Here is a 17690-nt window from a genome sequence, read left to right on the forward strand (position 1 = left end):
TAATTGATAGTAAATAAAACATAAAACATAAAATCTAATACCTGCTCTTAATACTTAACTCCTCTTGCATTCTCTCCTTTTTAAAAAGTCATTTCTAATTAACTTAGCACCACTGTCTAACCTCTTTATTTTAACATTAATTTCCTTTTCGATGACAAACAAAAAAGCATCCCTTGTTGAAGGAATGCCTCCGTTACTTTAAGTGTATTATTTTACAACACTTCAAATGTTTAAGCTCTCTTTTCTGCTTTTAATAATTTTATAAATTTGATATAAACTTCCAATCCCAATCACAATTCCCAGTGTTAGATACAGAGTTGCTCTATCCAGTTCACTTGCTCCTATAATTGTTGATACGATAACACCTATCGCAAATACAAAAATAATTATATGAAAACCAATTTCAAATTTCTTATTTCTCTTTGAACTACTCATTACATCACCTCCAAATACTCTTCTTACAAATAAGCTCCCCGTTACTTCAATATCAATTTATAATGACGGAGGGCTATCAGACATTGCATTAGTAAGAATTAAATATATAAGTATATTGGCAGGTAAAAATATAAATATAAGTCTTACCGCAAATGAAGAAATACCGAAATATTCGGCTATACCACCACAAACACCTGTTATAGACTTATCTGTTGATGACTTTCTTAACTTATTTTTCAATCCATATACCCCGCTCATATAATCTCTCTTTGCATACATTTTACCATTTAAAAAACTAGTTATCTTTTTTGCTTTTCTTTAATAATTCTAGGATTTTAATAATTATTGAGATTACAAATAAAACAATAAATAAAGTAGTACTCAACGCATTACCTATAGCGTCAAAGGCAGTTAAAATTCCGACAACAAAAAGAAAAAAAGCTACTATGAACATAGATGTACTAATATTATTGCTAATAATAGGGACCCCCTTAAAAAATACTGGTTTTTAAACCGTAAATAGAGCGACTGCTGCATATGGCAGTCAAATTAAAACAGAATTAGGTGCATTATTTGGAATTACCGCAGTTTATGGTGCTTGTTTTAATTAACTCTATATCCTGTTCCACTTTAGTACCTTCTGGAATCTTCGCTATTTTTTAAAAGTTTGGGTAGGAACTTATGCTTAATTATTCATTTTCAAGCATAGGTTCCTCTATTTTTTCCATCTAAATTCTTTCTCGTTCTTTACGAAGTTGCCTTCTCTTATATCCATTACTTTGACGTGATTTTTTGTAGATTTCAACAACCTTTTTATAATCCAAATAGTAGCCTTCTTTTTGAAGTTCCTCTACGATAAATTTATCACAATTTATTAGCAATGTTCTTCACCTCTTATTTTTTAAAATAATAATTTTGCTTCTGCCAATTCCATATAGCAACTACGCTATAAGCATTCTCGTCAATTTCTTCTTCCTCATCACCAGTATTGATTAAATCTCCATCCTCAACATTATCAATTCCTTATGAATTTACTTTTACATTGGGTGAATCAATTTTTATTACTTTAGATGTTTTTTTGCACGCGTTTTATTCGCTATATTGCGTTAGGAACATAAAAAAAATTGACCCTTTAAGAACCTACTTTTTTCATTTAGCTTATTGTGTTAAAGCTCCCCTTAGTTGAGTAAAATTTTTCATTTCGATGATAGCCATAATCCTCCTGTACCAGCTGTAAAGCCACATGCTTTATAAAATTTAGTTTTGTTTTCCTCGTATGAAACTGTTACAATTTTTAATCCAAATCGTTTAGACTCTTGCAATAATTCCTTTACCAACTCAACTCCAGTTCCCATTCCTTGAGATTGAGGATGAACGATTACATCTTCCATATATCAGTGTTCTAAACCCATTCCACAAATTTTAAATTACTGTCATAAAAATATGGTAATAATGTATTTTAATAGGTATAATTTAGTAGATAATATAAAGCAAGGGGTAGTGTGTTTAGTGTATAAAAGAATAAGTATCATATTAATTTCCTTTTTTATTATAAGTGTATTAAGCTATTTGTTCTACTTTAAAAATACTTCGTCAGTCCCTAAAAGAACCGCAGAATTTCTTGATACAAATTGGGCTCATGGATATCTTAATATAGATAATATTCATTCTAACTATGGATTAAAAGGTACAGGAGTTAAAATTGCAATTATAGATACTGGTGTTAGCAATTCATCAATTAATATAGTAGAAGGTATTAATATCCTAGAAGACACAAATGACTTTTCAGATGATCATGGACATGGAACACATTTAGCAGGAATAATAGGATCTACCGAGATCGGTGTTGCGCCTGATTCTGATTTATACATAGCAAAAGCACTTGATGAAAAACTAGAAGGTAATATTGAAAATATAGTAAAAGCGGTTGAATGGTCTATAAGTAAAAATGTAGATATCATTTTAATGTCATTTGGAACAGTTAATGATGACAAAGCTCTAAAGAATGTTATAGACAAAGCAGCAGATAATAACATAACAGTTGTTTCATCTGTAGGTAATTTTGGTTTACAAGATACTGTTGATATTTTTTATCCTGCCAAATATGAGAACGTAGTGGCAGTTGGTGCTTTAGACAAAAATAATGAAATATGGAAAGGAACTACCTTAGGTGAGGAATTAGATTATTTATTACCAGGTCAGTACATTAATAGTCATTCTATTAATGGGGATTATTTGATTAGTAGTGGAACATCTATGGCATCTGCATATATGGCTGGTTTTATAGCATTAAAGATAGAGGAAAAAGGAAATAAAATCAATAATAGGGTGGAAATTGAAGGTGATTATGATATAATAGATGGTTATAACATATTTGACCCTATCAAATTGTTAAATAAAATTAAATAGGAGTATATGAATGAAGAAATTTAATCTTTTTATCGTGTCGTTACTAGTAATCATTGCATCAGTTAGTCCATCTTCAGCTTTAGCATCTAATGAAGTACTCAATGATCATGTTGTAATTGATGAAACCGTTATTGAGGAGATAAGTGAAGCAACTGACGTAGATCTTACAGATGTTGATTTATCTAATTATGAAGAAGAATTTGATTTTCTATATGAAGATGAAGTTTTTCTGCAACTTGAAGAACACCTTATACTTACTGAACAAGATGTATCTATCCATGAAAATAGTGTTGGTGGTCAGTGGGTTCCCATTGCAGCAGCAGCAATCAGATTATTAACTTCTAAAGTAGGAAAAGAAGGAATGAAAAAAGGTTGGGCAATCGCTAGACCTCATGTACAGAAGGCAATCAATGCCCCTAACACTTACATACTAGAAGGCGCTGGTGGTGGTGGGAGAATTATACAAGTAAGACTAAAAAAAGGTGGGTCTGTAGTATTTAGACTAGACTATTTCCCTATAAAAACAGGCGGAAAACACGTACTTCATTATCATGTACCGCCTAATTTGGGAACACATCATACTATATTCTAAAAAGTGGGTGTCCTTTTATGATGCTTTTTGATGAAAACCTTCATTTGCATGTAGGTTATTATGAAGATGATCAAGATATTGAAGGAATATTTTTAAAAGTTTATGAAAAAGATATATGGTGTCTATTCTATAATGATGAAACTTACGAGATTAAAATTTCAAACAAAAGCGTTTATCCCTTTATAAATGACTTTGGTCACCTTGTGGCAATTTACGATATTTCTACACCGGGTTTAACACAAGAACAAGGTAATCAATTATTGAAAAAATTCCTAGAATCCCTATAATTTTAATGAAGAACTCGAAGTATAATCATTTAAAAATATGTTGAAAGGCTCGAATTATCATCTTAGATGATAATTCGAGCCTTTTTCTGTACAGGTTTAAGTATTTGAAACTTATCCATAAAATCTACTTTCTTTATTGTGCTCTAATTGTTTCAATTTTTAGAAGTGGGAATAGAATAAACAGAAATAAGACTTATTAAATCATTATGAAAAGGGAATAAAATTGCATCCATTTTAAGAGAATTAGGAAATGAACCAGACTGATGTCAGGGGAAGAGTTTAATTTTAACGCTAATTTAAATAATTTCCTAGCCTACTAATAAAATAACGGGTGGTATCATCGCCAAAATAAAACTTTCAATTATTGTATATATAGCGAAGGTTCCATAATTACGAAATACTAATTCTTTTCTTTTATATGCCAATCCAACTAACTTGATTAAATAAAACACTGTTATAAATAAATTGATATATAAAACAATAAAGAATGCAGATAATGCGATTATATCCAATTAAATATTCCGTTCCCCTTAATCCCCCTATTGTGCTAATCTGCTCCTTTACTTCAACAAGAAAAAGACAATCCCTGCTTATTCAAGGATTGCACCCGTTCGTATTATAAGGTTAGCCAGATAAGAAAATATTTCTGGTTGACCTTATTTTTTATGGTCTTATGATAGCGGTAGTTGGGGTAGAACGTCGCACCCGTGGGATTTGATCCCGTTAGCTAAACTGTTCGCCCCCTACTTGTATGAACATGTTTCAGGCTGGTTGGGACATAGAATGATCCCGTTTAACAAGCGAACCTATGACACTACAAGAAGCTTTAGGGGTTACCGACTAATTTATTTCTAGGAGTTGATAAGCAATGAATCCAGTCATCGGTCTGGATGTCTCAAAAGGAGAAAGTCAGGTTCAAGCCTTCTTGGACAAGGGAAAGCCTTATCGTAAGAGTTTCAGTATTAAACATGATCGTGAGGGTCTCGAGACATTCTTGGCATTTCTTCAAGAAGTCGAACAATCAGCACAAGGACTACCACCTTCTGTGGTTTTAGAGTCGACAGTTCATTATCATCTATCTGTGATTCAGTTTCTAGAGGACCAAAAGTACGTGTATATTGTCATCAACCCACTTATTTCGCATCGAGCAAAAAGTTCGAGCTTACGCAAGGTAAAAACAGATGCCGTTGATGCGTATCATTTGTGCGAGCTTTACTACAAGGAGGAGCTTGAACCCTATAAAAAACGAGGGATTCAACTCTTAAATCTTCGTAATTTGACCAGACAACAAGAGACGATGGCTGAAGTCTCGGCGAATACCAAACTACAACTTCATTCCTTATTGAATCAGGTGTTTCCTGAATTCAGAAGCGTATTTGGTAGTTTGTATTCGAAGGTGTCGTTATTAACCCTGCAGACCTTTCCAACTTTAGAGGCAGTCTTACAAGTGGATAAGTCTGTCTTGGTCGAAAAGATCGCTTCATTATGTAAAAAAGCGTTCTGAGAGGTGGGCCATTGAAAGGGCGCAAAAGCTGAGAGAGGCTGCCTTGCGCAACCCATTCCAAACGAATTTGTATGAGAGTCATATTTTCAACTTGGAGATGTTGACGAACATCGTTCTTCAATACCAAGAGCACCTATCCAACATCGCAGCTGAGATAGATGCCCTTACGAAAGAAATGGAAGAATATCAGATTATCCAATCTATTCCGGGAATTGGAGAAAAGATCGCAGCCACGATTATTTCTGAGATCGGTGAAATAGATCGGTTTAATCACCCAAAGAAGTTGGTTGCATTCGCTGGAGTCGACCCTAGTGTTTACTCTTCAGGGAAGTTTACAGCTTCCGTTAATCGGATAACCAAAAGAGGCTCTTCTAGACTAAGACATGTCTTGTTATGGCTGTTCAATGCGGGATTAGAGATTCTCGTAAGCAAAAGACAACCGACGAAATTATTGCCCGGAACAAGAGACTCAGAGCGTTTTACGATAAAAAACGAGAAGAAGGTAAACCCTTTAGAGTCGCCGTCATTGCTTGTGTCAATAAACTCTTACAATGGATTTATGCTTTACTTAAAAACAAGGCACCTTTCCAAGATGTAGCTGTATAGCAATGTCTAACTAGATAGACCAAAACCTTCCAAAAGATATGAATTGGTAGGTTATTTGGTATACTCATTTTTTGTATAGCATGTGCAATTTAATTTTTTTATCGAAAAATCTTGACAAACTATTAGCTAGTTTACTTCAATAAGAAAATTATAATTTCTTTTCAAAAAAGGTTAAGGATAGTTGTTCATTTACTATGAACTCTTTAATATTTTGAATTCCATTCTTTTTATAAAAACTAACTGCAGGAGTATTTTTAGAACCTGTTGCTACTTTTATTGTTTCAACCTCGAACTTAGTTTCAATAAAATTTAAAAGCAACTGTGCAATTCCTTTTCTAAAATGGTTTGGATGTACGATTAACCTATGTATATCAACTTCATCATCATCTACTTTTATAGATATTACTCCGCATAGTATTTCATTTTCATAATAACCAGAGAAAGTCTCTCCGCAATGCTGCAAAGTATGAACCGTATCCTTTAATGGTGGTATTTCATATGAACCAATTATTTCTGCCTCTACCTTATATGATGGTATTTGAATGTTTAAAATATCTACAGCGTTTTTTCGATTACTAATGTCAATTATTTTAATCAAGGGAACCCCTCATTCTGTTTTTTTCTTCTTCCACTAAACTGCTCCGTTACTTCAACAAGAAGAAACGATTACCCTTTCTTGAACAATCGCACCCGTTAACTTAGGATGAAAACAAAAATAATAGAAATAATTAAAGCTTGGGTAAAAGAAATTAACAAATCATTTTTCCAATAAGTTTTTCCAAAAGGGCTCCATTTTCCTCCTAATAAGCTAAACAACCTTCCAATTGTAAAACTACAAATCCAGATAGAAAAAAATACAAATATAAAACCCATCATTCCACCTTTTCCTCTCATTTTCTTCTAAAAGTATTCTGCTTCTTTAGTTTAACATTAATTTCCTTTTCTTTGACATAGAAAAAGCATTCCTTGTTGAAGGAATACTCCCGTTACTTTAAGTACACTTTTTCACAAAGTTAATAAAAAATAGACTTTGTTTGAATGCGCAGTATCCTTGTACTGCGCAGTAATGACTTTACTGTTTTTCTTATTACATATAAGCTATCCGATATTTTAGTACAATACTTCATATTCTCTTATAGTCAACTTGGATTAATTGTTTTTATAAATATATATACTTCTTTATTCATCTTCATTGAGTCTGCAAAATTCTTATATCGAAAAACCGACCTTCTAATGGAATAAGGTCGGTTTAAGTTAATTCATTTATCTATTAAGGAGGTATTTATGAAATAACCCTATTTAAACGATCCTCCATCTTCTCAGCGGTCATAATACCTCCACCAAGCCCAATATATTCATTACCTCTTTGCAGAAGTAATGTAGGGTAGCTATGGATACCAAGCTGCTGAACCTTCATAAAGTCAGCTTGGGCATCTTTGATCGTTGCCACGTCCGCGAAGCGAGCCACAACTGCCTCTGGATCAAGATTATGAGCAATAGCAATTTCTCGGTAAGTTGTTGGATCACTAAGACTCTTACCTTCATAATAAAACGCACGTTGCATGGACGAGGCTAAATTCAAGGAACGTTCTGGTGCGAAGGAACGCAATGCAGAAAAACCAATTGCAGCCGCCTCAGAATCCAAGATAAAAGTCCCTTCTTTCAACAATGATTGATAGGATGCACCAAACTCTGCACCAGTAAGCTGACTGATCCGCTTGTTTGCTTCTGGGATGTGTGTGTAGGACCCAATAGGTTGCTTACGTTCGCCAACAAATAGACCTCCAGACAAAACAGTAAGGGGTAGTTCAGGGTGTTTCTCATGAAAGACTTTTAGGCTTTTCGAGAAACCATAACACCAGCCACAGTATGCATCCCACACGTAGATAAGAGCAAGCTCCTTATTATTCATAGTATAATCTCCTTTTATTCTATTCTCTTTCGCCAACGACAGTAAACCTTTCGTTTATGTGTTTTGGATTTTCAATTTCATCTAAAACTGCAATAGCATAGTCTGCATAGCTAATATAGCTTTCACCTTTTGAATTAACCAAAAGGTTGTCTTTTCCAAATTGATATGAACCAGTTCTTTTTCCTTCGGCATCAAACACTGCAGAAGGACTAATAAATGTCCATGTAATATTAGAAGTTTCCTGTAATTCTTGTAAGTTACGTCCTTGCCCTTTAGCTGTAGGGATAAATATATCCGGAAAATCAGGTGTTTCCAAAACCGTAACTGTTTTGTTTTCGTCTACATAAAGACTTCCAGCTCCACCTACAGTAATTGCTCTTGTATTTGTTTCTTTTAGTGCCTCAATTAAAGCATGTCCAGCATCAACGTGTGCTTGCTCTTCACCAAGAGGAGCACCAAAAGCATTTACGACTACCTCAAAGTTCTTAACATCATCTGGAGTAAGGTCTAATATATTCTTTTCAATTACCTCAACATTCGTGTCTTTAAGTTTTGATTTATCCCTCACGATAGCTGTCACTTCATGTCCACGACTAACAGCTTCCTTTAAAATAATACTTCCTGCTTTTCCGCTTGCACCAATAATACCAATCTTCATCTTATATTCCTCCTAAAAATGTTAGATTTATTAATTACATTTATTTATTTCAAATTAACGCTAAAAGACTAACAACCAAAGCAATGATACCGATAGTTATTGCCGGAGCATTGATTGTAATGAATCATTAGTCCTTATCCTTAGAACAATCCCAACTACCATTGTCATCGCTATCCATGCCCCACCAAGTATAACGATGTTTGAATACCAAATACTTCCTAAAAGCATCGTACTTCCACCAATAAACTGAACTAAACCTGTTACATAGCGAAAATATTTAGGCAAACCCAGCTGTTCAAATTTTTTGTTTGTATATTTTGTCCCCACTAAAGTTAGTATGGATAGGCACACAAAGAGTAAACCCATTAAAATTTGTATCATAGCTAACAACATTAGCAAATTTCCCCTTCTAATTGCACTGTATCACATCAAACGTGTCCTTCTTTACTTTCTTACTGCCATATATCGCTATATGTTAAAATTTACCGTTATTATTTTTCCACTCATCTTTTGGTGGAATTGTTTCTAATACATCCCAGTGTTCTGCAATCTTTCCGCTCTCCACTCTAAACAAATCATAGAATGAAGTATGACTGCCTCCTAAGGTACCTTCACTTACCGTTAATACAAAATTACCCTCTGCTACTACTAAATGAACTTTATCATACTGCATTGTAATCCCTTGTTTTGCCCATTCTTCTAAAGCTTTTCCCAGCCCTGATAAACCGTCGGCAATATATGGGTTATGTTGAATATAATTATCTCCATCGAAATACGATGTTAATTTATCAGGATTTTGTCCCATCAAAACATCTTTCACAAAGTTCTCAACTAGTTCTTTGTTTTCTGCTGTTTTATCTACATCTTTAATTTCTGTTTCTCCATCTAACATGGAATGTCCACTAGCTGTATCCGTAACGGTTTCCTGAATATTATCCCAATGCTCAACAATTTTACCGTTCTCAAATCTAAAAATATCAAAAACAGCTTTTGGACCATTAAGTTCATATTCTGAGTGTACCGCTACTAGATCTCCATCTTCAATAACACGCTTAACATCAACTTTTGTTCCAACTGATTTTAGGTAATCTAAGGAACCGATTAATCCTTCTCTTCCATTCTCAAAATCCAAATTATGTTGTATATATTTTTCAGAGCTTATAAAATCCTCCACAGCCTTCTTTTCTCCGCTTTCTAAACTCTCTAAGACTGCTACAGCTTTTTCTTTATTCGTCATTTCGCTTACCTCCTGACTTTGATTAGAGTTCTTTTCTGTTATTTCTGAGCTATTATTAGAACCACATGCCACTAATAACATAGCTAAAACCAAGAAAAGACTAATTGATAAAATACTCTTATTCATATTCCTCACTCCTTATAATTTAATTGTAACAACAATAGTTACAACTTGATTAAAAAATTTTTCTCTCACTTTTATGAGAGTGTAACTTTATATATTTGGTTGATCAACCTAAATGTAACTATAATTGTTACAGGTTATTTTGTCAACAATATTTTTTAAAAATTTATTATAGTTTAGATAAAAAAACCATCCCTTTATTTAAAGAGATGATCCATAACTTCTTGAAGCGTTTTATTATTTAATTCATTTTCCATTGAAGATTGGACACTTTTAAAAGTAACATCCAATGTACCTTGTATTTTTTTTCCAACGGGACAATTAGGATTTGGTTTATCATGTATGGAAAATAACTCTTTTTCTAGATGAACAGCTTTATATACGTCAAATAACGTAATCTCTTTTGGATCTCTAGTTAATGAAAAACCAGATACCCCAGCTCTTGATGTTAATAATCCAGCCTTTTTTAATTCACTGCTAATTCGTCTAATTACAACTGGATTAGTTGTCACACTATCAGCAATCTGTTCAGAAGATAGCTTGTGATTAGTAGCAACTAGAGCCAAGATATGAATCGCAACAGAAAGACGAGTATTAATCATGTTAATCACTCCTTCGTAACAATATTAGTGACATCTATATATTTTTGTCAACCTATAGAATTAATTAAAGGAGGATAACTACTCTTCAAAATACAATATTGATTTTCTGCCTCAGTATCATGATTAAGTTGCTAAAGGAATTCTCTTTATTTGGCTGATAAAGTGTAAGGAAGACGATTACTTTGTAGTAACCGCCTCTTAATTATTAGTATTTGTACTGTCCAGTAAATTGCTCTGTTCGTACTCTTGTTTTTCTTCAACATAAGCCTAGTTATAAAGAAAGAACCAACGTCCGTTGGCTCCTTAGTAAATTTAAAATATATGGGCGTGGTCCTTAGCTCTTGCAATTGCATTTCCTTTAATTTCTTGTGCTTTATCAGGCATTGCTGCATGACCTTCAACAAATAAACCTTCAAACGAAGGTACTCCAAAGAACTGCATAATGACATTTAAATAACGATGCCCCATTTCCATAGCAGCAGTTGGTCCTTCTGAATAAATCCCTCCACGAGCTTGAATATGTAAAGCTTTTTTATCAGTTAATAGACCTACTGGACCTTCTTCTGTATATTTGAATGTTTTTCCAGCAACAGAAACTGAATCGATATAAGCTTTTAATACTGGTGGAAAAGAAAAATTCCACAAAGGTGTTACGAAAACATACTTATCAGCTGAAATAAATTGTTCACATAGTTCCGATAATCGACCTACTTTTTCCTTTTCATCTGCTGATAGCTCTTCAAATCCCTTTCCTGAATGGAGTTTTCCCCAACCACTAAAAACATCAACATCTATTTGTGGAATATTCTCTTTATAAAGATCAACATTCACAACTTCGTCATTAGGATTTGCTTCTTTGTAGGTATCAATAAAGGCTTTACCTACTGCCATACTATAAGACTGAGTATCATCATGTGGGTGTGCTGTAATATACAATACTTTTGTCAATTTCCTTACTTCCTTTCTTTTACCTTGTTTGTCATTCTTGTTTGTGCATGAAATAAAAATATATAAGATTTTGAAATGAAATATAAAGAAAAAATTAAACCTTATCTTTTATTAGTATTTTACCCACTTAACATTTTCTTTCTTCTCCTCATTCACAATCAACTGAAATACATCTGGTCGTGAATAGTGGCCAACCACATCAAAATCAAATTGACTGGTTGATATTTCACGTAAGTCAAGATTTGCAAATAGAATTTCCGCTTTATCATAAACGGGCTCTATAATGTAATCTCCTAAAGGGCCAACAATCGCACTACCGCCTCTACACATTACTTCTGGTGAGGATTCTAATTCATGATAACAAGCTAGATCAGTAGGATACATGTCTTTTGTAACATATTGATTGGATGATAGGACAAAACATCTACCTTCCGCTGCAATATGACGAATCGTGGATTGCCATAAATCTCGGGAATCAGCTGTTGGTGTAATAAAAATTTCTACACCCTTTTCATACATCGCTGCTCTTGCCAAAGGCATATAATTTTCCCAGCAAATGAGTGCGCCAATTTTTCCGAAAGGTGTATCGAATACAGCTAAAGTGCTCCCATCGCCTTCTCCCCAGACAATTCGTTCGGCAGCTGTTGGCTTCAATTTCCGATGTTTTCCAAGCAAGCTCCCATCCGGCCCGAAAAATAAAACAGTGCAATAGACAGTACCCCTACTCCTAGCATTATCTCGTTCGATGACACCGATAATTAGATAAACTCCAGCTTTTCGAGCAGCCTCCCCTAATACTTGGGTTGTCTCACTCGGGACAGGAACTGAATTCTCTAAATACTTCAACCAGTCCTTTCTTCCTTCTGGAGCTCTGCTTCCAATACTTGTTCCGAAGCTCATACCTCTTGGATAAGCAGGGATAAAGGCTTCTGGAAAAACGACAATGTTAGCTCCCTTTTCGCCAGCTTCCTTAATAATGGATACAGCCTTTTCCGTACTAGCTTTTAAATCAAACAGAACGGAAGATGCCTGTACAACAGCTACTCGTACAGTTGATTGTTTTTGCACCATTGTTCCTCTCCTTAATTTTCAAGTTATTTAAAAGAAAAATACCCAACAGAGAACTATAATAAGCGCAGTAACTGGAATTAATACAATATACATAATTAGTTGATTATTTACACTGCGATTACTGCTGTAACTAGTGTCTTCTGCTTTTGTAAGAGCTAAAGTAATGACTAGTGCCACAACACAAACAATTGCAGCTAGAACAATTAAAAACTTCATATTACCTCCTGTAAGTCTTTACTCTGATACTTAAGTTTAACTACTATTTATATATGTTGAAACCATCCACTTTTTAAATAATTTCCTCATCCACTTTTTAAATTACTATAACTAACTTGTCATCCACGCCTGCACAACATATTGTTAACATCATTTTTGTTATGTAACCTTTCTAAAAAACGTTTAATTTTATTTGTTGCTTTCTCTAGAGAATCAATCGAAGAGGCATAGGAACAACGAATATGCCCCTCTCCACTAATACCGAATACGTTCTCACAAATTTCTTCATCTTCCTAACCTAATACGATTGATGGGTACTAAAGCAAATGGTGCAACACTTAAGTTTATTCCTCTAGGAACCAGATGGAATCAGTCACTTAATATAAAAACGCTGGAATTAAATTAAATTCCAGCGTTCTAACTTTAATTATTCAAAACTAAATAATTGTTCTTATTATTCGATTCTTTCACCATTTTACTAACTCTTTCTTAATATATTAAATGATTCAGCAAATCTTGTAATTCCTTGACGGATTAAACCTAATTCTCCCCGTCCAAACGTAAAACGGATATAACCATTATTGGAACCTAAAATGCTTCCCGGGACAAATACCACTCCATTATTAATCGATTCTTCAAGTAACTTGTGTTCATTTATTGTTGCTTTGATTCTACACCATAAGTGAATTCCTCCTGCTGGAGTCAAAAATTCAATTTGATCATCCATTACTTCTTCTAAACCTAATACAATTTCATCTCTTCGAAGTTTTAGTTGAGTTCGAATCGTTTTTATATGTGAATGAACATATTCAGATCCTAAAAATTCATTTGCAATCCACTGAGGGAAGACACTATGGCCAAAATCTACTTGCTGTTTTGCATCTGCAAGACGTTGAATGACCTGTGATGGTCCGATAATCCAACCAATCCGAAGTCCTGATGCAACAATCTTAGATAATGAACTGACATATAAAACATTCCCATTAGTGTCCAATGATTTAAGAGTTGGATTCACTTCACCATTAAAGGAAGTAAGGCTATATGGATCATCTTCAATAATAGGGATACCAAGCTCAGTAGAGATCTCAAGAAATTTCTTACGTCTTGAAATATTCATAATCGTTCCAGTTGGGTTTTGATAATCGGGATTTAAAAAAACCATCCGAATACGATGCTTCTTATGCAAGGCCATTAAATCTTCAGGATTAGCACCATGTTTATCAACTGGTAGAAGGAAAGTTCGTAATCCAGCTGATTGGAATAATGGGAGAGAATAACAGTAAGAAGGATCCTCAATTGCAACAGCATCTCCTGGTTTGAGTAAACACTCTACTATTAAATGTAGAGCCTGTTGTGCACCTGATGTAATAAGAATAGAAGATGAGTTCGTATTAATCTCCTTATATTCTCTTACATGAGATACTAAAGTATGCCTAAGAGCTTCGTTCCCTTGCTGATGGTCATAACCAAGGCTCCCTAAAAATGGTTGATTCGAAAGTATATTCTGAAAAGCCTCTGTCGGCATCAAACCAGCAGACAATTCTCCACTAGCCAAGTTCACAAGGTTATTTTTTTGAATTTCCGTACGGATTTTCTGGACCAACGGAAGATTCGGTAAAAACGAACCATCTTCTACATAGCGGCCCCAATTCGGTATACGCTTATGTGCTATCCCCCAGATATCTGTACTTACCCTAGTTCCACTACCTTTTTTACGATCAACAATTCCAAGGGACTGCAGCTCCTCATAAGCTGAGACCACTGTACTACGATTTACATTTAACTCTTTGGCTAAAGCACGCTCCGAAGGTAAAAGACTATCTCCTGGAAACAAGCCGGAGGAAATCCCTTGTTCAATATACTCAACTATTTGTTTATATATTGGTTTCTTAACATTTCTATCAGGTTTCCAGTCCATTGTTTATCACCCTTGTATATTTCAATTGAGGATATCTTAATCAATTTAGATACCATTAATAAATATAGAATAACATTTAATTTAAACATACCTTTTCGACAACTATCTCCATATTTTGAAAGTTATCTACTGCGTAGTATGAGTCTACTATGTATTAAGAAATGACGTTCCTTTTTCCCCAAACTGCTCCGTTAGCACAAGAAGCGACTGTCCTTATAAAGCAATCGCACCCGTTAGTAAAGTAAGTGTAATAATAGAATCTAAAAAATCCAAATTTAGACAAAACATATACCGTTATGGTAGTATCAATTTTATAAATATATTAGTTGGTTCTCACACTATAAAAAAAGGAAGTGTTCAGGTCATGAAAAAGAAAATACTTATGTTCTTACCTATGGGCTATGGATACTCTACTGCTGTTTTCTTTTAGATATACAGGAATTGGTGAAGTATGTCTAATTCAGAAAATAAGCATAAAAATTTATAGTGAGTGAGGGAATATTATGCAAAAAATCACTAGGAAAAATCCTGAGTTTATGCCAAAACCAGTGGGCAACTACAGTCATATCACTAGAGTGCCAAAAGGTGCGGGTTTATTTGTAACATCGGGTCAAATAGGAACAGATATGGATGGCAATGTTCCTTCAAATTTAAACGACCAAATCACAAATACTTTTGCAAACATGAAAAAGGTACTTGAATCAGAAGGATTGATTGAAGAGAACGTTATAAAGGTTAATATATGGGCTACAGAAGAAATAGATTGGGATTATTTAGATTCCCTGTGGGAAGAGTTATTTGGAACTACATACCCATCTATGACAGTTGCCTATATTACTGCATTAGGATTGCCCGAATTGAAAGTTGAAATTGAACTATGGTGTGCTGAAGTTTGACATAAAAGGAACAGTTTATCACTGTTCCTTTTTTTTTACTTCTACTCTTGTTTTACTTCAATAATCCTGCTAGTTGCTTCAATAAAAAAGCGATCCTTCTTTATTAAAGTATCGCTCCCGTTAGCTCAATAATCTTTTTTCAATTTCATCTCGGTCATAGTCCAATATCCAATCGTTACAATCTTGGTAAAGCGAATATAAATCCTCTTTATTAGAAGCAATAACGTCACAACCTCGGTCGTCATATAGGTGGTAAATCATTTTCTTTGTAATATTGACTAAATAAATATCAATTCCATTTCGTGGGAACCCTTTTAGAATTTGCTCTGGATGTGGGAAATCCTCATAACTAATGGCAGTCAAGAGTGCTTTGTATCGAATGTCCTTCTTTTTACAGGACAGAACAAATCTATGCGTGACCATCTCTGCATAATCTTCTCCATCTTCTTCCAAAAAAACACTTGGCAAGATTGTATGTTGAAGTTTTCTTACTGTCTCCTTGTTCTTTATATATTTCTGATAAACTTTTGTCGGTCTCTTTTGCAAGAATGTCTCACTTTTTTCACAATGTATGTCTGTAATAAGGAATATTTCATCCTCCTGATTAAACACCTTGTTAAATATTGTAACCGTTCTTTCATTTATTTGCTGAAGGTTATCTTTATCCTCATGTTCCACCCAAGGCATAGAAATTTCAAAACGGATACCATATTTCCATAAGTAAAATAGAGGTGGTCTTAGATTAAGATTATTAAAATGCTCTTTCATAAATTGCGATAAATTGTTTATTACATTCACCTCCATTTATCCCCTTTTATTTTAGTAATATAATAGCAGGTATTCGATTACTCTTATTACGAATGCACCCGTTTGTTGAAAAAGGAATAGGTTGTACAATTCCAATGTCTAGCACCCGCTTTTCTTTTTCCTGCCCACCCATTTTTTTGCAATTCTTTTGCTATTAACATATTAAAAAAGCCATGTCCCACTAATACTACTGATTTATGTTTGTCTGCATAATCAATTAACTGCCGGGATGCTTTTTTTGCCCTAAGCTTTGCAATAGTCAAAGACTCACATTCGTTAGAATAACCACAGAACCAAACTAATCTTAATATAACTGCCCAGATACTCGGTCTTAATTCTACATTCCAAAATTCAAATGGAATAATAGGTAATTCAGTTTCCCGAAATAAAGGATCTGATATAATTTCTAATTCGGGGCTCAACAAATTGGCTGAATGAATAGCCCTCTTTAAATCACTGGTAACCACCATTTTTGCATTTACTACTTTTTCTATTATGTCGGAAGGCAAAGTCATTTCTTCAACTACTCCATGATTATCATACTTTTCAACCCAATGCTTAAACTGCAAACAAGTGATTCTATTATTTTCAGTTAGCTGTGATCTTCCATGTCTAATCAATGATATTTCCATCTTTATCTCCTCGATACCATTATTTTCTTTAACAAATCCTTATTCAACTAACCTGCTGCTCCGTTACTTTAAGTATAAATCTTCACAATGTATTTTTCTTAAACTTTGGCATACATACAAGTATCAGTTAGTTTTCTACCATCTGCTGATAAATCCTCATTCTTTAAAACTCCTTCTAATTCATAACCTAACTTTTCAGGGATAGAACGACTCTTTAGGTTTGTAGATTCACATCTGATTTCAATTCCCTTAAAATTCATAGGATGTAAACCCAATTCACATAATGTTTTTACTGCCTCGAGCATATATCCATTACCACTAAATCTTGTGTTAATCCAATAACCAATATGACATTTTGGGATGGCCAAGGGGCTTAATTCTTCTAGACCAACGCACCTGCTTTATAAAATTGATTGTTCTATTCGTCATTGTTGCTTATTAAGCGACTTATCAATCTTGGTATAAACATTAAGATGTTCCAAACGACTTCACCAATTAGTTCAATTAGAATTAGGGTATCTTTAAAAAAGCCGTCTCTATTTCTTTTTTTATTTTTCAGCTTCCAGCTCCCTGTTAATCAATCTTTAATGAACTATTCTCATTTGGAACAACAAAATTACTTCCTTTAAATACTACCTATTTATTCAATTTCTTCTTTCGATCAACCTGCCCCTTTAGTTTAACATTAATTTCCTTTTTATTGACAAAGAAAAAAGCATCCCTTATTGAAGGAATGCTACCCGTTTGTTTAAAAAGAACTATGTATTTACAACAATAAATTCATAATGTACTGTTCACCAATTGGACCCATTTTTCTAACCCCTGTATCTTGAAATC

19 protein-coding genes and 2 pseudogenes are annotated in these 17690 nt (G+C 34.0%); 5 read left to right on the plus strand and 16 right to left on the minus strand.

The genetic code is table 11. From position 1 onward, the window contains the following. Positions 1-222: 222 nt before the first annotated feature. The 3 genes from RYX56_RS20715 to RYX56_RS20725 all read right to left on the minus strand — a co-directional run bounded on the left by RYX56_RS20715 (position 223) and on the right by RYX56_RS20725 (position 1826). A complete protein-coding gene (locus tag RYX56_RS20715) occupies positions 223-435 on the minus strand; it encodes a hypothetical protein (RefSeq protein ID WP_317123896.1) in 213 nt (70 codons plus the stop codon). A 57-nt stretch (positions 436-492) separates the two neighbouring features. Continuing rightward, positions 493-693, minus strand: coding sequence for a PspC domain-containing protein (locus tag RYX56_RS20720; protein ID WP_317123897.1), 201 nt, complete (start codon positions 691-693; stop codon positions 493-495). 938 nt (positions 694-1631) lie between these two features. Then, entirely contained in the window at positions 1632-1826 is a 195-nt protein-coding gene (locus tag RYX56_RS20725; protein ID WP_317123898.1) for a GNAT family N-acetyltransferase, read from the minus strand. A 118-nt stretch (positions 1827-1944) separates the two neighbouring features. Between RYX56_RS20725 and RYX56_RS20730 the strand changes: the two genes are divergently transcribed. The 4 genes and pseudogenes from RYX56_RS20730 to RYX56_RS20745 all read left to right on the plus strand — a co-directional run bounded on the left by RYX56_RS20730 (position 1945) and on the right by RYX56_RS20745 (position 5833). Continuing rightward, entirely contained in the window at positions 1945-2844 is a 900-nt protein-coding gene (locus RYX56_RS20730) for a S8 family serine peptidase (RefSeq protein WP_317123899.1), read from the plus strand. Between the two features lie 10 nt (positions 2845-2854). Beyond that, the gene (locus RYX56_RS20735; protein ID WP_317123900.1) at positions 2855-3436 is read left to right on the plus strand and encodes a hypothetical protein; all 582 of its coding nucleotides are present in this window, start codon (positions 2855-2857) and stop codon (positions 3434-3436) included. Positions 3437-3453: 17 nt separating this feature from the next. Beyond that, a complete protein-coding gene (locus RYX56_RS20740) occupies positions 3454-3723 on the plus strand; it encodes a DUF3986 family protein (protein WP_317123901.1) in 270 nt (89 codons plus the stop codon). Between the two features lie 868 nt (positions 3724-4591). Further along, positions 4592-5833 (plus strand): annotated as a pseudogene (locus RYX56_RS20745) (IS110 family RNA-guided transposase). Positions 5834-5981: 148 nt separating this feature from the next. Here RYX56_RS20745 and RYX56_RS20750 read toward each other — a convergent pair. The 10 genes from RYX56_RS20750 to RYX56_RS20795 all read right to left on the minus strand — a co-directional run bounded on the left by RYX56_RS20750 (position 5982) and on the right by RYX56_RS20795 (position 14518). Continuing rightward, complete coding sequence (locus tag RYX56_RS20750; RefSeq protein WP_317123902.1) at positions 5982-6431, minus strand: GNAT family N-acetyltransferase; 450 nt, start codon at positions 6429-6431, stop codon at positions 5982-5984. Between the two features lie 684 nt (positions 6432-7115). Further along, positions 7116-7745: a DsbA family protein gene (locus RYX56_RS20755; RefSeq protein WP_317123903.1), complete on the minus strand. Its 630-nt coding sequence runs from the start codon at positions 7743-7745 to the stop codon at positions 7116-7118. A gap of 19 nt (positions 7746-7764) precedes the next feature. After that, a complete protein-coding gene (locus tag RYX56_RS20760) occupies positions 7765-8403 on the minus strand; it encodes an NAD(P)-dependent oxidoreductase (protein ID WP_317123904.1) in 639 nt (212 codons plus the stop codon). 96 nt (positions 8404-8499) lie between these two features. Next, positions 8500-8796, minus strand: a complete 297-nt coding sequence (locus RYX56_RS20765) for a DoxX family protein (protein ID WP_317123905.1) — start codon at positions 8794-8796, stop codon at positions 8500-8502. Between the two features lie 82 nt (positions 8797-8878). Next, positions 8879-9766 (minus strand): nuclear transport factor 2 family protein, encoded by an 888-nt coding sequence (locus RYX56_RS20770; RefSeq protein ID WP_317123906.1) that lies wholly within the window; start codon positions 9764-9766, stop codon positions 8879-8881. Between the two features lie 194 nt (positions 9767-9960). Beyond that, positions 9961-10365 (minus strand): Rrf2 family transcriptional regulator, encoded by a 405-nt coding sequence (locus tag RYX56_RS20775; RefSeq protein ID WP_317123907.1) that lies wholly within the window; start codon positions 10363-10365, stop codon positions 9961-9963. A 312-nt stretch (positions 10366-10677) separates the two neighbouring features. Further along, the gene (locus tag RYX56_RS20780; RefSeq protein WP_317123908.1) at positions 10678-11313 is read right to left on the minus strand and encodes an FMN-dependent NADH-azoreductase; all 636 of its coding nucleotides are present in this window, start codon (positions 11311-11313) and stop codon (positions 10678-10680) included. A gap of 111 nt (positions 11314-11424) precedes the next feature. Beyond that, the gene (locus RYX56_RS20785) at positions 11425-12384 is read right to left on the minus strand and encodes a carbon-nitrogen hydrolase family protein (RefSeq protein ID WP_317123909.1); all 960 of its coding nucleotides are present in this window, start codon (positions 12382-12384) and stop codon (positions 11425-11427) included. Between the two features lie 27 nt (positions 12385-12411). Beyond that, entirely contained in the window at positions 12412-12600 is a 189-nt protein-coding gene (locus tag RYX56_RS20790) for a BshB3 potential contributor to bacillithiol synthesis (RefSeq protein ID WP_317123910.1), read from the minus strand. Positions 12601-13078: 478 nt separating this feature from the next. Beyond that, a complete protein-coding gene (locus RYX56_RS20795) occupies positions 13079-14518 on the minus strand; it encodes an aminotransferase-like domain-containing protein (protein ID WP_317123911.1) in 1440 nt (479 codons plus the stop codon). 503 nt (positions 14519-15021) lie between these two features. Here RYX56_RS20795 and RYX56_RS20800 point away from each other — a divergent pair. Beyond that, positions 15022-15414 carry a RidA family protein gene (locus RYX56_RS20800; protein ID WP_317123912.1) on the plus strand — a complete coding sequence of 131 codons (393 nt, stop codon included), beginning with the start codon at positions 15022-15024 and terminating at the stop codon, positions 15412-15414. Positions 15415-15534: 120 nt separating this feature from the next. Here RYX56_RS20800 and RYX56_RS20805 read toward each other — a convergent pair whose 3' ends face one another. From RYX56_RS20805 to RYX56_RS20815, 3 genes and pseudogenes are all read right to left on the minus strand, one after another. Continuing rightward, positions 15535-16212, minus strand: coding sequence for a DUF3885 domain-containing protein (locus RYX56_RS20805; protein WP_439108522.1), 678 nt, complete (start codon positions 16210-16212; stop codon positions 15535-15537). A 56-nt stretch (positions 16213-16268) separates the two neighbouring features. Continuing rightward, the gene (locus RYX56_RS20810; protein ID WP_317123914.1) at positions 16269-16853 is read right to left on the minus strand and encodes a histidine phosphatase family protein; all 585 of its coding nucleotides are present in this window, start codon (positions 16851-16853) and stop codon (positions 16269-16271) included. Positions 16854-16951: 98 nt separating this feature from the next. Beyond that, a pseudogene (locus RYX56_RS20815) lies at positions 16952-17215 on the minus strand (GNAT family N-acetyltransferase); the annotation flags it as partial. Between the last annotated feature and the right edge of the window lie 475 nt (positions 17216-17690).

It is taken from the genome of Alkalihalophilus lindianensis, assembly GCF_032843265.1.
GTDB lineage: Bacteria > Bacillota > Bacilli > Bacillales > Bacillaceae_D > Alkalihalophilus > Alkalihalophilus lindianensis.